This is a genomic window from Streptomyces sp. JH002, from assembly GCF_050916115.1.
GTDB lineage: Bacteria > Actinomycetota > Actinomycetes > Streptomycetales > Streptomycetaceae > Streptomyces > Streptomyces xiamenensis.
The window spans coordinates 4,700,744-4,714,846 of the sequence record NZ_CP087989.1; the positions used below are offsets into that span (position 1 = coordinate 4,700,744).

11 protein-coding genes are annotated in these 14,103 nt (G+C 73.6%); 9 read left to right on the forward strand and 2 right to left on the reverse strand.

All coding sequences use genetic code 11. The annotated features are described in order from the left end of the window. Both H7827_RS21485 and H7827_RS21490 read right to left on the reverse strand, forming a co-directional pair. Positions 1 to 384, reverse strand: a complete 384-nt coding sequence (locus tag H7827_RS21485; RefSeq protein WP_386538008.1) for a cupin — start codon at positions 382 to 384, stop codon at positions 1 to 3. A gap of 116 nt (positions 385 to 500) precedes the next feature. Further along, on the reverse strand, positions 501 to 2,567 hold the full coding sequence (locus H7827_RS21490) for a molybdopterin oxidoreductase family protein (protein ID WP_432746987.1): 2,067 nt from the start codon (positions 2,565 to 2,567) through the stop codon (positions 501 to 503). A gap of 174 nt (positions 2,568 to 2,741) precedes the next feature. Between H7827_RS21490 and H7827_RS21495 the strand changes: the two genes are divergently transcribed. The 9 genes from H7827_RS21495 (at position 2,742) to dnaG (ending at position 14,083) form a co-directional block, all read left to right on the forward strand. After that, on the forward strand, positions 2,742 to 3,539 hold the full coding sequence (locus H7827_RS21495) for a sirohydrochlorin chelatase (protein WP_432746988.1): 798 nt from the start codon (positions 2,742 to 2,744) through the stop codon (positions 3,537 to 3,539). 462 nt (positions 3,540 to 4,001) lie between these two features. Beyond that, positions 4,002 to 5,228: an MFS transporter gene (locus H7827_RS21500; protein ID WP_432748023.1), complete on the forward strand. Its 1,227-nt coding sequence runs from the start codon at positions 4,002 to 4,004 to the stop codon at positions 5,226 to 5,228. 93 nt (positions 5,229 to 5,321) lie between these two features. Continuing rightward, complete coding sequence (locus tag H7827_RS21505; RefSeq protein WP_432746990.1) at positions 5,322 to 6,641, forward strand: deoxyguanosinetriphosphate triphosphohydrolase; 1,320 nt, start codon at positions 5,322 to 5,324, stop codon at positions 6,639 to 6,641. A gap of 55 nt (positions 6,642 to 6,696) precedes the next feature. After that, positions 6,697 to 7,950 (forward strand): NAD(P)/FAD-dependent oxidoreductase, encoded by a 1,254-nt coding sequence (locus tag H7827_RS21510; protein WP_364240413.1) that lies wholly within the window; start codon positions 6,697 to 6,699, stop codon positions 7,948 to 7,950. A gap of 151 nt (positions 7,951 to 8,101) precedes the next feature. Continuing rightward, on the forward strand, positions 8,102 to 9,097 hold the full coding sequence (locus H7827_RS21515; protein WP_364240298.1) for an Acg family FMN-binding oxidoreductase: 996 nt from the start codon (positions 8,102 to 8,104) through the stop codon (positions 9,095 to 9,097). Positions 9,098 to 9,137: 40 nt separating this feature from the next. Then, positions 9,138 to 9,593: a GNAT family N-acetyltransferase gene (locus H7827_RS21520; RefSeq protein WP_364240300.1), complete on the forward strand. Its 456-nt coding sequence runs from the start codon at positions 9,138 to 9,140 to the stop codon at positions 9,591 to 9,593. Positions 9,594 to 9,635: 42 nt separating this feature from the next. Next, entirely contained in the window at positions 9,636 to 11,381 is a 1,746-nt protein-coding gene (locus H7827_RS21525) for a pyruvate dehydrogenase (protein ID WP_386538015.1), read from the forward strand. Positions 11,382 to 11,501: 120 nt separating this feature from the next. Then, complete coding sequence (locus H7827_RS21530; RefSeq protein ID WP_432746992.1) at positions 11,502 to 12,110, forward strand: Uma2 family endonuclease; 609 nt, start codon at positions 11,502 to 11,504, stop codon at positions 12,108 to 12,110. Positions 12,111 to 12,160: 50 nt separating this feature from the next. After that, complete coding sequence (gene dnaG / locus H7827_RS21535) at positions 12,161 to 14,083, forward strand: DNA primase (RefSeq protein ID WP_432746993.1); 1,923 nt, start codon at positions 12,161 to 12,163, stop codon at positions 14,081 to 14,083. Positions 14,084 to 14,103: the final 20 nt, after the last annotated feature.

The following is a 14,103-nucleotide window of genomic DNA, read 5'->3' on the forward strand; positions in this document are numbered from 1 at the left end:
TCAGCCCCAGCCGGCGCCGGGCGTGAGCGCGTCCGGCACCGCCGTCACCGAGGTGAGCACCAGCACCGCGTCCTCCAGCGCCACCACCGAGTGCCGCACCTGCGGGATCTTCATGATCTCGCCCTCCGTCAGCGGGATCCCGGCCTCGCCCTCACCGGCCGGCACCACCCGGACGGCGCCCCGCACCAGATAGAGACTGGCGGCGGGCGGCGCGTTGTGCTCCTCCAGCTCGGCGCCCGCCGTCAGCGCGATCACGCTCTGCCGCAGCGGACCGTCGTGCAGGAACAGATGGGCGCTGCGGCCGTGCTCCGCCGCGCGGGCCCGGTCCAGATGGTGCTCGGCCAGGGCGTTCAGATGCGTGGTGTGCTGTGTGGTGTCGGTCACCCTTCCATGCTCCGGGGTGCGGGCGGCAGCGCAACCCGGTTCACCATGAAGCGCCCCCTTTCACTCCAACCTCTTTCACTTTCTCTCCCGTCCCCCCGCCCCGCCCCGCCGCGCCCTCATTCCCGCTCCACCCGCACCGCGCAGATCTTGAACTCCGGCATCCGGGAGGTGGGATCGAGCGCCGGATTGGTGAGCGTGTTCGCCCGCCCCTCCCCCGGCCAGTGGAACGGCATGAACACCGTGTCCGGCCGGATGCCCGCGTCGATCCGGGCCGGCGCCACCGCCCGCCCCCGCCGCGACACGACCACGAGCCGGTCGCCCTCCGCCGCCCCGATCGCCGCCGCCAGCCGCGGATGCACCTGGACGAACGGCCCCGGCGCCGCCGCGTTCAGCTCCGCCACCCGCCGCGTCTGCGCCCCCGACTGGTACTGCGCCAGCACCCGCCCCGTGGTCAGCAGCACCGGATACTCGGCATCCGGCTCCTCCGCCGCCGGACGGTGCCCCACCGCCGTGAACCGCGCGCGTCCGTCGGGCGTGGCGAACCGGTCGAGGAACAGCCGCGGCGTCCCCGGATGATCCTCGGCGGGACACGGCCAGAACACCCCGCCCTCCGCCGTGATCCGCGCGTACGTGATCCCCGCGTAGTCCGCCTTGCCGCCGGCCGAGGCCCGCCGCAGCTCCTCGAAGACCCGCTCCGGCTCCTCGGGAAAACCCTCGTCCCACCCCGCGAAGTCCAGCCGCCGCGCCAGCCCGCGCAGCACCGCCAGATCGCTGCGGCACCCCTCCGGCGCCGGCACCGCCGTCCGCCGCAGTTGCACCCGGCCCTCCAGATTCGTCAGCGTGCCGCTCTCCTCCGCCCACTGGGTGACCGGCAGCACCACGTCCGCCAGCCGCGCGCTCTCCGACAGCACGACGTCACACACCGCCAGAAAGTCCAGCGAGCGCATCCGTTCCTCGATGTGCGCGGCACGCGGCGCCGAGACCACCGGGTTGGAGCCCATCAGCAGCAGCGCCCTGATCCCGCCCGGGTCCGGGCCGCCGAGCGCCTCCAGCAGCTCGTACGCGCTGCGCCCCGGCCCCGGCAGCACGCCGGGGTCCACGCCCCACACCCCGGCCACGTGGGCGCGCGCCGCCGGGTCGGTGAGCATCCGGTAGCCGGGCAGCTGGTCGGCCTTCTGCCCGTGCTCGCGCCCGCCCTGGCCGTTGCCCTGCCCGGTGAGACAGCCGTAGCCGGAGTACGGGCGCCCCGCCCGGCCCGTCGCCAGGCACAGATTGATCCAGGCCGAGACGGTGTCGGTGCCCTTCGACTGCTGTTCGGGCCCGCGCGCCGTCAGCACCATCGCCGCCTCCGGCGCGCAGAACAGCTCCACCGCCTCCCGCAGCTGGGGCACCGGTACCCCCGTGATGCGCTCCACCAGCTCCGGCCAGTGCGCCATCGCCTCCGCCCGCGCCTCCTCCCAGCCGCTCGTGCGCTCCGCCACGAACGCCTCGTCCACCCGCCCCCCGGCCACCACCAGGTGCAGCAGCCCCAGCGCCAGCGCCAGATCCGTCCCCGGGCGGGGCGCCAGGTGCAGATCGGCCTGTTCGGCGGTGCGGGTACGGCGCGGGTCGATCACGATCAGCGTGCCGCCGTTCGCGCGCAGCTCGGTGAAGTAGCGCAGCGCGGGCGGCATCGTCTCCGCGAGATTCGAGCCGACCAGGATGACGCAGCCGGTGCGCGGAATGTCGGCCAGCGGGAATGGCATCCCCCGGTCCAGGCCGAATGCCCGGTTCCCGGCCGCCGCCGCCGAGGACATGCAGAACCGGCCGTTGTAGTCGATCTGCGAGGTGCCCAGCACCAGCCGGGCGAACTTCCCCAGCGCGTACGCCTTCTCGTTCGTCAGCCCGCCGCCGCCGAACACCGCGACCGCGTCCGCCCCGTACCGCTCCCGCGCCCCCGACAGGCCCCGCGCCACCCGCGCCAGCGCCTCGTCCCAGTCCGCCGGTGCCAGCTCGCCGTCCGCACCGCGCACCAGCGGCCGGGTCAGCCGGGCCCCCGGATTGAGTACGGCGGTGGCCGTGGCACCCTTCCCGCACAGCGCGCCCCGCTCCACCACCCGCGGAACGCCCTGCGGCACCCGGCGCAGCCCCATCGCGCACTGCAGCGCGCAATACGGGCAATGCGTGTCCGTGATGTCTGTCATATCGGGGCTCATGCGGGCCATCCTGCGACGGCGGTGTTACGCGGGCCCCGCCCCGGGGTTACGGCCCCGGCGCGCATCGCTCACCCCCCGGACGGGGCGCGGGGTGAGCCCGGGGCGCGGCATTGGTGACACCCGCGCAACACAGCGGCAACGCCATGGGCCCAGGCTGGCGGCATGAGCGCCCGCACGATTCCCACCCCCACCCTGGTGGCCGTCGCCCACGGCTCTCCCGACCCCCGCGCCGAGCGGAGCATCACCGCCCTGCTGCGCCTGGTGCGCGCGCTGCGGCCGGGACTGCGCGTCGAGGCCGGCTACCTGGAGAACAACACCCCGCGTCTCGCCGACACCCTGGTGGGGCTCGGCGCGGGCGGCGGTGGCCGGGCGGTGCTGGTGCCGCTGCTGTTCAGCCGGGGGTACCACGTCAAGCACGACATCCCCGGGGTGCTGGAGCGGGTACGCGGGGGCCTGACCGTGACCACCGCCGCCTGCCTGGGGCCGCACCCGCTGCTGGTCGACGCCCTGCACAGCCGGCTGGTGGAGGCCGGCTACCGGCGCTCCGCCGACCCGGACGCGGACGGTGTCGTCCTGGCGGCGGCCGGATCGCTGGACCCCGAATCGGCGGCCGGGACCGAATACACGGCCCACATGCTCGCCGACCGGCTCGGCGGCGTACCGGTCCTGCCCGCGTACGCCTCGGCCGCCCGGCCCACGGTGGCCGAGGCGGTCGCCGAACTGCGCCGCGGCGGGCGGAGCAGAATAGCCGTCGCCTCCTGCTTCACCGCGCCGGGCCTGTTCGCCACCCGGTGCGCCGAGGCGGCGCCGGGGGTGGCCGCCGCCCCGCTGGGCGCGCACCCGGCGCTGGCCCGGCTGCTGCTGCACCGCTACGACCAGGCGCGCGGCGCCATCCCGGAGCCCGCCCCCACCCCGGCCCCGGCCACGCGGCGGCCCGCGCTGGTGGCGAGCGAGGGATAGCGGGGGAGAGGCCGCCGGTCCGGCCGCCCGGCGGGTCCGCTCCCGTCCCCGTGGAGATCCGCGCGTTTCCGCCGCGCCCGCGGGGTCGCTGAACCGGGGCACCGTTCGGCGGAGAGGGAGAGGCCGGCCACCTCGGCGGCGTGCCGTTGTCCGTGGGGCGAGCGCGCCCCACGCCGTATCCGGCGGATCTTGTACGTTTCTCGCATGAACGGCACGGCGAGCATGCGGACACAGGCCCGGACGGGGCGACCGCACCGTGACGGGAGCGGTGCGGTCTTCCCCGGCCGCCCCGCGCCCCTCGCGGCGCGGCCCGCCCCACGGGCCACCGCCGCCGGCCTCACCGACCGAGCGCACGTCCACCGGCACCTCACGCGGCATGTCGGCACCACACCGGGCAGGTTCCCTACATGAAACTCGACAAGCCGCTGAGCGCTCCGGTGAGCAGCCGTCCCCCCCATCGCCCTGTCGGCGGCGGGCTTCGTCAGCTGCTTCGACCGGTTCGCCATCAGCCCGCTGCTGATCCTCATCTCCACCGGGCTCGGTATCCCGCTCGGCACCGCCGTCTTCACCGCCAGCGCCTACTTCCTCGCCTACGGCCTGTCCCAGCCCCTGTGGGGCATACTCTCCGACCGTGTCGGCCGGGTCCGCGTCATGCGCTGGACGCTGCTGGTCGCGGCCCTCGCCGGCGCGGTCTCCGCGCTCGCGCCCAACGCCCACGTCCTGATCGCGGCCCGGATCGTCGCCGGTGCCTGCTACGGCGCCGTCGTCCCCACCTCCCTCACCTACCTCGGCGACACCGTCCCCGCCGCCCGCCGCCAGCGCGCGCTCTCCGACCTGATGGCCGTCATGGCGGTCGGCACGGCACTGGCCACCGCCGTCGCCGGTGTGCTGGCCGAGGCCGTGGACTGGCGGCTGGTGTTCGCCGCGCCCGCCGTGTGCGCGGTGATCTGCTCGTACGCCCTGCGCACCCTCCCCGAACCCCGGCGCGCCGCGAGCTCGGCGGGCGGCATCGGCGGCCACCTCGGCGCGGTGCTGCGCAACCGGTGGGCGCTCACCGTCTTCGGTCTGGCCTTCGTGGAGGGCGCGGTGCTGCTCGGCACCATGACCCTGCTGGCCACCGCGCTCCAGGCGCGCGGTGTGAGCGCGACCGTCGCCGGGCTCGCCACCGCGATGTACGGGGTCGGCGTCGTGATCTTCTCCCGGGTGGTGCGGATACTCACCGGGCGGCTGCCGGTGTGGGGGCTGATCGCCATCGGCGGGGCGCAGATGTGCGCCGGGTACGGGATCGTCACCGCCTGGGTGACGCTGCCCGCCGTCTTCGTCACCGCCCTGCTGCTGGGCGGCGGCTGGTCGTTCATGCACTCCTCGCTCCAGACGTGGGTCACCTCGGTGGTGCCGCAGGCGCGCGGCACCGCGGTGGCGTTCTTCGCCGGAGCCCTGTTCATCGGCTCCTCGGCCGCCGCGACCGCCGCCGGGCCGCTGGCCGAACGCGGGCACTACGCCCTGCTGTTCGGCATCGCCTGTGCCCTGACCGTCCCGCTCACCCTCACCGCCGCGCTGACCCGCCGCCGCTGGCGCCCGGCTCCCGAGGAACCGGTGGCGGTGCCGGGGCCCGTGACGGCGGAGCCCGCCCCGGCGGAGCCGGCCCCTGCGGAGCCGCAGACCCAGGCCGGTCCCGGCGGTCGCTGAGAGCGGGCCGGTCCGGGACCGCCACCGGGCCGCCGCACCGCCGCACCACCCCGGCGGCACCCCGCTGTCATCCCCGCCGGTTAATGTCGGGATATGCAACACAGCGCCGCGTACGCCCCAGCCGATGCCGAGCGGTGGGACCCCGAGCCGGACAAACGCTCCGGGCGGACCGCCTTCCAGCGGGACCGGGCGCGGGTGCAGCACTCCGCCGCGCTGCGGCGGCTGGCGGGGAAGACCCAGGTGGTCACCCCGGACACCGGCCACGGCGGTCCGACCGGAACGGCCGTGGCCGAGCACGCCTGGGACGCCAGCCCCCGTACCCGGCTCACCCACTCGCTGGAATGCGCGCAGGTGGGCCGGGATCTGGGGACGGCCTTCGGCTGCGACTCGGACATCGTGGAGGCCGCCTGCCTCGCGCACGATCTGGGCCATCCGCCGTTCGGGCACAACGGGGAGCGGGTGCTGGACGAGATCGCCGCGTCCTGCGGCGGGTTCGAGGGGAACGCGCAGTCGCTGCGGCTGCTGACCCGGCTGGAGCCGAAACGATTCTCCGAGCCCCTCCACCGGTCCGTCGGCCTCAACCTCACCCGCGCCACCCTCGACGCCGCCACCAAGTACCCCTGGCCGCGCGGCGGCCACCCCACCGATCCCGCCTCCCCCAAGTTCGGCGCCTACGAGGACGACCTGCCCGTCTTCGACTGGTTCCGCCAGGGCGCCCCCGGCCACCGCCGCTGCTTCGAGGCGCAGGTCATGGACTGGTCCGACGACGTCGCCTACTCCGTCCACGACGTCGAGGACGGCCTGCACGCCGGGCACCTGGACCCCGCCCTGCTGCTCGCCGAGCCCGAGCGCGCCGAGATCTTCCGCGTCGTCCGGGCCCGCTACGCCCCGCCGTCCACCGGCGACACCGAGCTGGCCGCCGCCCTCGACCGGCTGCTCGACCAGCACTGGTGGCCGCACGGCTACGACGGCTCCGCCTCCGCCCAGGCCCGGCTCAAGGACGCCACCAGTCAGCTCATCGGACGGTTCTGCCTCGCCGCCGAGCAGGCGACCCGCGAGCGGTACGGCCCCGGCCCGCTGCACCGCTACGCGGCCGAACTGATCGTCCCGGCCGACACCCGGCTGGAGTGCGCCGTCCTCAAGGCGGTGGCCGACGTGTACGTCATGCAGCGCCCCGACCAGGAACTCCGCCGGGGCCGCCAGCGCGAGCTGCTCGCCGAACTCGGCGACGCCCTCATCCGCCGCGCGCCCCACGGCCTGGACCCCCAGCACCGCGCCCTATACGCCGCCGCGCCCGATGACGCATCCGCCCTCCGGGTGATCGTGGATCAGATCGCCGCGCTCACGGACGCATCGGCACGCTCCCTGCACGCCCGCCTCACCGCGTCGTCCCCGGGGTATGTGTGGGGGTGACCATCCCCCAGCACAGCAGGGGACACCTGCGGCAAGGAGGCAGCGCGTGGACGGTATGGACGGCATGCACCGCACGTTCGTGATCATCGGCGGAGGGCTGGCGGGCGCCAAGGCCGCCCAGACCCTGCGGGAGGAGGGCTTCGGCGGCCGGGTCATCCTCATCGGCGACGAGCACGAGCAGCCCTACGAGCGTCCCCCGCTGTCCAAGGGCTACCTCGCCGGGCGTGCGGCCAAGGAGAGCGTGTTCGTCCACGAGCCGTCCTGGTACGCCACCCACCGCGTCGAACTGCACCTCGGGCAGCAGGCCGTGCACATCGACCGCGAGGAGCGGGAGGTGCGGCTCGGTGACGGCGCCCGCGTGCCGTACGACGCGCTGCTGCTGGCCACCGGCGCGGAACCGCACCGGCTCCAGATCCCCGGCGCGCGCGGCGTGGCCGGCGTGCACCATCTGCGCCGCCTCGCGCACGCCGACCATCTGCGCGCCGTGCTCGCCGACCGCACCCGGCAGGGGGAGCCGCTGGTCATCGCGGGCGCCGGCTGGATCGGCCTGGAAGTGGCGGCGGCGGCCCGCGAGCTGGGCTCGCCCGTGGTGGTCGTGGAACCCTCGCCCACCCCCCTGCACGGCGTGCTGGGCCCGGAGCTGGGGGAGGTGTTCACCGGGCTGCACCAGGAGCACGGCGTGGAGTTCCGCTTCGGCCGCCGGCTCGCCTCGATCAGCGGGCGCGACGGGCAGGTCACCGGGGTGGTCACCGACGACGGCGAGGAGATCCCGGCCCGCGCCGTCCTGGCGGCGATCGGGGTGCGGCCCCGTACGGCGCTGGCCGAGGCCGCCGGGCTGAAGCTGGCCGAGGACACCGGCGGGGTGGCGGTGGACGCCTCGCTGCGCACCAGCGATCCGCACATCTGGGCGGCCGGCGACATCGCGGCCTTCCCGGCGCCGGCCGGCGGGCGGCTGCGGGTGGAGCACTGGGCGAACGCCCTGAACTCGGGACCCGCGGCGGCCCGCGCGATGCTCGGGCAGGAGGTGACCTACGACCGGGTGCCGTACTTCTTCTCCGACCAGTACGACGCCGGTCTGGAGTACTCGGGCTGGGCGCCGCACGGCGCGTACGACCGGGTGGTGTACCGGGGCGAGGTGGGCAAGCGGGCGTTCATCGCGTTCTGGCTGAGCGCCGAGGGCCGCGTCCTGGCCGGGCTGAACATGAACGTGTGGGACGTCACCGGGCCGATCCAGGAGCTGATCAGGTCGGGCCGCCCGGTGGACGCGGCGGCGCTGGCCGACCCGGCGACGGACCTCGGCTCGCTCTGACCCGCCGCTCCGGTTCCCCCGGGCGCGGCCCGTGCCGGGGAACCGGCCGGTCCGCCGGTGTTCCGCCTGGTGTTCCGCCCGGCGCGGCATAGGGTGGCATACAGGTGCGAAGCACCGGCGCGGACGGACCGGACGAGCGAGGTGGCGGCAGGTGGTCGTGCGGGACGCGAAGCCCGATGAGCAGACCGTGACCTCGCTGGCGGCGGCGGCCGGGACGGCGCCCTCCATGTTCAACGCGCAGCCCTGGCGGTTCCGCTACCTGCGCGACGCCGCCACCTTCCAACTGCGCGCGGCCCTGGACCGCACCCTCCCGCACGCCGATCCGCACGGCCGCGCGCTGCATCTGGGCTGCGGCGCCGCCCTGTTCAATCTGCGGGTGGCCGCCGCCCACGCGGGCTGGGAGCCGGTCGTCACCCTGCTGCCCGACCCCTACGATCCCCGGCTGCTGGCCACCGTGCGGCTGGCCGCCGCCGACGCCCCCGACCAGGAGCTGGCCCGGCTGCATCCGACCCTGACCCGGCGGCGCAGCAGCCGGGTGCCGTTCCGCGACGAGCTGGTGCCCGAGCCGGTACGCGCCAGGCTGCGCTCGGCCGCCGAGCTGGAGGGCGGCCAGCTGCACTTCCCCTCCGTCTGGCATGTGCGGGCCATCCTGGAGCTGGTCCGTGACGCGGAGGGCCGCGACCGCGCGACCCCGGCGCGTGCCGAGGAGCGTGAGCGCTGGACCCGTACCCCCGAGGAGGCGCGGACCGCGACCGACGGAGTGGTGGAGCAGGTGCTCGGCCCGTACGGCGGCTACCACAGCATCCCGGTGCGGGATCTCGCCGGGCGGCACAGCGCGTTCGAGGAGGGGGACCCCACCCCGTTCGAGGAGGAGCCGCAGCTGGCGCTGCTGGGCACCGCCGAGGACCGGCCGGCGGACTGGCTGCGGGCGGGGCAGGCGATGGAACGGGTGCTGCTGCTGTGCACCGAGTACGGGCTGTCCACCGGGCTCACCACCCAGGTGCTGGAGTGGTCGGAGCTGCGCTGGCCGGTGCGCGATCCCGAGTCGGGGATGGGGCAGGTGCAGATGGTGATCCGGCTCGGGTACGGGCCGCCGGTGCCCGGTTCGCCGCGCCGCCCGGTGGGGCAGATCCTGGAGATCGACTGACCGGCGAGGCGCTTCCCACCGCCCTCACTACAGTGGCGGCATGAGTGCCATCCGTACCGCCGTCGTTCCCGTCTCCGAGATCTTCCGGCTGCGCCGGGACGTGCTGCGCCCGGGCCTGCCGGCCGCGAGCGCCGAGTTCGCCGAGGACACACTGCCGGGGACGTTCCACCTCGCCGCGTACGAGGGCGCCGGGACCCGGGTGCTGGGGTGCGTCACGCTGTTCCCGGATCCGCTGGACGGCGACACCACGGCGTACCGGTTCCGGGGGATGGCGAGCGATCCGGCCGCGCGTGGCCTGGGCTACGGCGCGGCCGTGCTGGCGGCGGCCGAGCGGGAGGCGGCGGAGCGCGGGGCCGGGCTGCTGTGGTGCAACGGCCGCACCGAGGCGCGCGGCTTCTACGAGCGGCACGGCTACGCGGTGCGCGGCGAGGAGTTCGTGATCGAGGGCGTCGGCCCGCACTACGTCTTCACCCGGAAGATACCCAGCCGGGCATAACGCCACATATACGGTTACGTTGCTCGTGGAGGTGCATGAGCGATGGCCAGACAGACCGTGGCGGAACAGTTTGTGGACACCCTGGTGCGCAGCGGGGTGCGGCGCCTGTACGGCGTCGTCGGGGACAGCCTCAACCCGGTGGTGGACGCGATCCGGCGCGATCGCTCCATCGACTGGATCCAGGTGCGGCACGAGGAGACCGCCGCCTTCGCCGCCGGTGCCGAGGCCCAGATCGCGGGCCGGCTCGCCGCCTGCGCGGGCTCCTGCGGGCCCGGCAATCTGCACCTCATCAACGGCCTGTACGACGCCCACCGCTCCATGGCGCCGGTGCTCGCCCTCGCCTCCCACATCCCCTCCAGCGAGATCGGCACCGGCTTCTTCCAGGAGACCCACCCGGACCAGCTGTTCCGCGAGTGCAGCCACTACTGCGAGCTGATCTCCAACCGGCGGCAGATGCCGCGGGTGCTCCAGACCGCGATCCAGCACGCGGTGGGCCGGGGCGGGGTGAGCGTCGTCGCGCTGCCCGGGGACATCGCGGGCGAGCAGGTCGCCGAGCGCGCCGAGGAACACGCCCTGGTCACCAGCCGTCCGTCGGTCCGCCCCGCGGACGGCGAGATCGAGAAGCTGGCGCGGATGGTGGACGCGGCGGACCGGGTCACGCTGTTCTGCGGCAGCGGGACGGCGGGGGCGCACGCGGAGGTGATGCGGTTCGCCGAACGCGTGAAGGCACCGGTGGGGCACGCGCTGCGCGGCAAGGAGTGGATCCAGTACGACAACCCGTACGACGTGGGCATGAGCGGCCTGCTGGGCTACGGCGCGGCGTACGAGGCCACCCACGAGTGCGATCTGCTGCTCCTGCTCGGCACGGACTTCCCCTACAACGCGTTTCTGCCGGGCAAGGAGGTCAAGATCGCCCAGGTGGACGTCCGCCCCGAGCATCTGGGCCGGCGCTCCACCCTGGACCTGGCGGTGTGGGGGGACGTGCAGCAGACCCTGGACTGTCTGACCCCGCGGGTGCGTGCCAAGACCGACCGGCGCTTCCTGGACCGGATGCTGAAGAAGCACGCGGAGGCGCTGGAGGGGGTGGTCAGCGCGTACACCAAGAAGGTGGAGAAGCACACCCCGATCCACCCCGAGTACGTGGCCTCGGTGCTGGACGAGGAGGCCGCCGACGACGCGGTCTTCACCGTGGACACCGGGATGTGCAACGTATGGGCGGCGCGCTACCTCACCCCCAACGGTCGGCGGCGGGTGATCGGGTCCTTCAGTCACGGATCGATGGCCAACGCCCTGCCGCAGGCGATCGGCGCGCAGTTCACCGACCGGCGGCGGCAGGTGATCTCGATGTCGGGGGACGGCGGGTTCACCATGCTGATGGGGGACTTCCTCACCCTGGTCCAGTACGACCTGCCGGTGAAGGTGGTGCTGTTCAACAACTCCACACTCGGGATGGTGGAGCTGGAGATGCTGGTGGCGGGGCTGCCGGCGTACGGCACCTCCCACCACAACCCGGACTTCGCGGCGGTCGCGGAGGCGATGGGGGTGCACGCGCAGCGGGTGGAGAAGCCCAAGGAACTGCGGTCCGCGCTGCGGTCCGCCTTCAAGCACAAGGGCCCGGCCCTGGTGGACGTGGTCACCGACCCGCACGCGCTGTCGATTCCGCCGAAGATCAAGGCCGAGATGGTCACCGGCTTCGCCCTGTCGGCCGGGAAGATGGTGCTGGACGGCGGCGTGGGCAAAATGGTGCAGATGGCCCGCTCCAATCTGCGTAACATTCCGCGTCCGTAAACCCGGGTCCCGTCGTTAACTCTTTCGCATGGCCTTACCGTGACGAGGGCGGTGGGATGATCAGCTGGGCCTAGGGTGAGGGAGCGGAGCGTGCCGGAGCCAGTCCGAAGGAGGTTCGTGGTGACAACGGTGCTGGAGCGACCGGTGGTCGTGGCGGATGACGACCCCCCCGGGGAGTTCGAGGATCTTCTCCAGATCGCTCTGGACCTGGACACTCCGGATGGCTTCAAGGCCGAGATCATCAAGGGGACGATCGTTGTGACGCCGTGGCAGCGGCCCTACTACTTCCGGGCCATGGAGTCCCTGAGGGAACGCCTGGCTCCGCACGTCCCCGAAGGACACCGCGCGAGCACATCGCCCTTTCTTTTCGCCTTTCCGAAAGCCAAGCGTGCCTTCGGGCCGGACCTGTACGTGGCGGACACGGGGGCATTCGAGCAGTTGCAGGGTCCTGTCAACGGGGCCGCCCTCTCTCTCGTCGCCGAGCTGACTTCGCCCTCCACTCGCGGGGCCGACGTCAAGGACAAGCTCGCTGTGTACGGGCGCCATGTCCCCGTCTATCTGCTCCTGGACATGCAGGCCGAAGAGGCCACCGTCTTCTGGGACACTTCGCCGAATGGGTACCGGGCCCACCGGGCCGTCTCTTTCGGACAGTCCTTGGCGATCCCCGAGCCCTTCGGCTGTGATCTCGACACCTCGGACTTCGGACGCCCTTCCGGCCCCGGGCGGTGAGGGACCGGCTCGGCGGCCGGGCTGTCGGTCGGCGGCCGTAGACTGCCTGTGTGGCGGGCAGGATCAATGACGACGACGTGAAGGCGGTGCGGGACGCGGTCCCGATCGACTCCGTCGTGTCCGAGTACCTCCAGCTGCGCAGCGCCGGCGGGGGCAACCTGAAGGGCCTGTGCCCCTTCCACGACGAGAAGTCCCCCTCCTTCCAGGTGTCGCCCAGCAAGGGCCTCTTCCACTGCTTCGGCTGCCAGGAGGGCGGCGACAGCATCAGCTTCCTGATGAAGCTGGAGCACCTCACCTTCGCCGAGTCCGTCGAGCGGCTCGCCGCCCAGGCCGGCATCACGCTGCGCTACGAGCAGGGCGGGTACAACAGCAACCGGCAGCAGGGCGAACGCACCCGGCTGATCGAGGCGCACAAGGTGGCCGCCGCGTTCTTCACCGAGCAGCTCGCCTCGCCCGAGGCCGAGATCGGCCGCCGCTTCCTCTCCGAGCGCGGCTTCGACGAGCAGGCCGCCACCCACTTCGGCGTCGGGTACGCCCCGGCCGGCTGGGACCAGCTGGTGCGCTACCTGCGCGGCAAGGGCTTCACCGACCGTGAGCTGATCACCTCCGGCATCGCCCAGGACGGCCGGCGCGGCCCCATCGACCGCTTCCGGGGCCGGCTGATCTGGCCCATCCGCGACATCACGGGCGAGGTGGTCGGCTTCGGCGCCCGCAAGCTGCGCGAGGACGACAACGGTCCCAAGTACCTCAACACCCCGGAGACCCCGCTCTACCGCAAGTCGCAGGTGCTGTACGGCATCGACCTGGCCAAGCGCGACATCGCCAAGGACAACCGCGCGGTGGTGGTCGAGGGGTACACGGACGTCATGGCCTGCCATCTGGCGGGCATCACCACCGCCATCGCCACCTGCGGCACCGCTTTCGGCGCCGAGCACATCAAGATTCTGCGCCGGGTGCTGATGGACGACAGCGGCTCGCACCGGGCCGGTGAGGTGGTCTTCACCTTCGACGGCGACGCGGCCGGGCAGAAGGCGGCGCTGCGCGCGTTCGAGGACGACCAGCGGTTCGCTGCCAGGACGTCGATCGCGATCTCGCCGGGCGGGATGGACCCGTGCGACCTGCGGCTGGCGCACGGCGACCAAGCCGTGGCGGACATGGTGGAGAACCGGACGCCGCTGTTCGAGTTCGCCGTCCAGTCGATCATCGCGCGGCACAATCTGGATACGGCGGAGGGCCGTTCGGCGGCGCTGGAGCAGGCCACCCCGGTGGTGGCGCAGATGAAGGACTCCTCCCTCCAGCACGAGTACGCCGTCCGGCTGGCCGGTCTGGTCGGCATCCCCGACGAGCGGTTCGTCGTCCAGCGGGTGGCCCAGCTGGCCCGCTGGGAGCGCGAGCGCAAGCAGCGCGGCGAGTCCCCGCGCGGGCGCAGGTCCGTTCCGGCACCGGCCGCCCCCGCCGTGCCCGAGCGGCGCGGCCCGGCCCTTGACCGCAACAATCCGGCCCACCAGGTGGAACGCGAACTCCTGAAGCTCGCCCTCCAGTTCCCGCATCTGGTGGCACCGGCCTTCGACGCGTACGAGGAGAGCGAGTTCACCGCACCGCCGTACACGCTGGTGCGCCGGCTCATCGCGGCGGCCGGTGGCGTCACCGACGCCGACGAGAACCTGGTGACCCGGGTGCTGGACGCGGCGCCGGACGACACCGTGCGCGTGCTCATCCGGGAGCTGACCGTCGAGGCGCCGCGCAGTTCGCGGTCGCGCATTCCGGACGAGCGGTACGCGGGCGAGCAGTTGGTCCGGGTCCGGCTGGCTGCCGTGGAACAGCGCATGCGCGACCTTGAGGCCGTAGCGCGCCGGATCGAGGCGCAGTCCGCCAACAGTCAGGCGGCGGCGGCTGAGCGGCAGCAACATTGGACGCTTCAGCAGTACCGCACGGCGTTGCAGGCGCGCGGCCCGGCGGCGCTGTACGGCTGACCGGGCGCCGTCCACCCCGG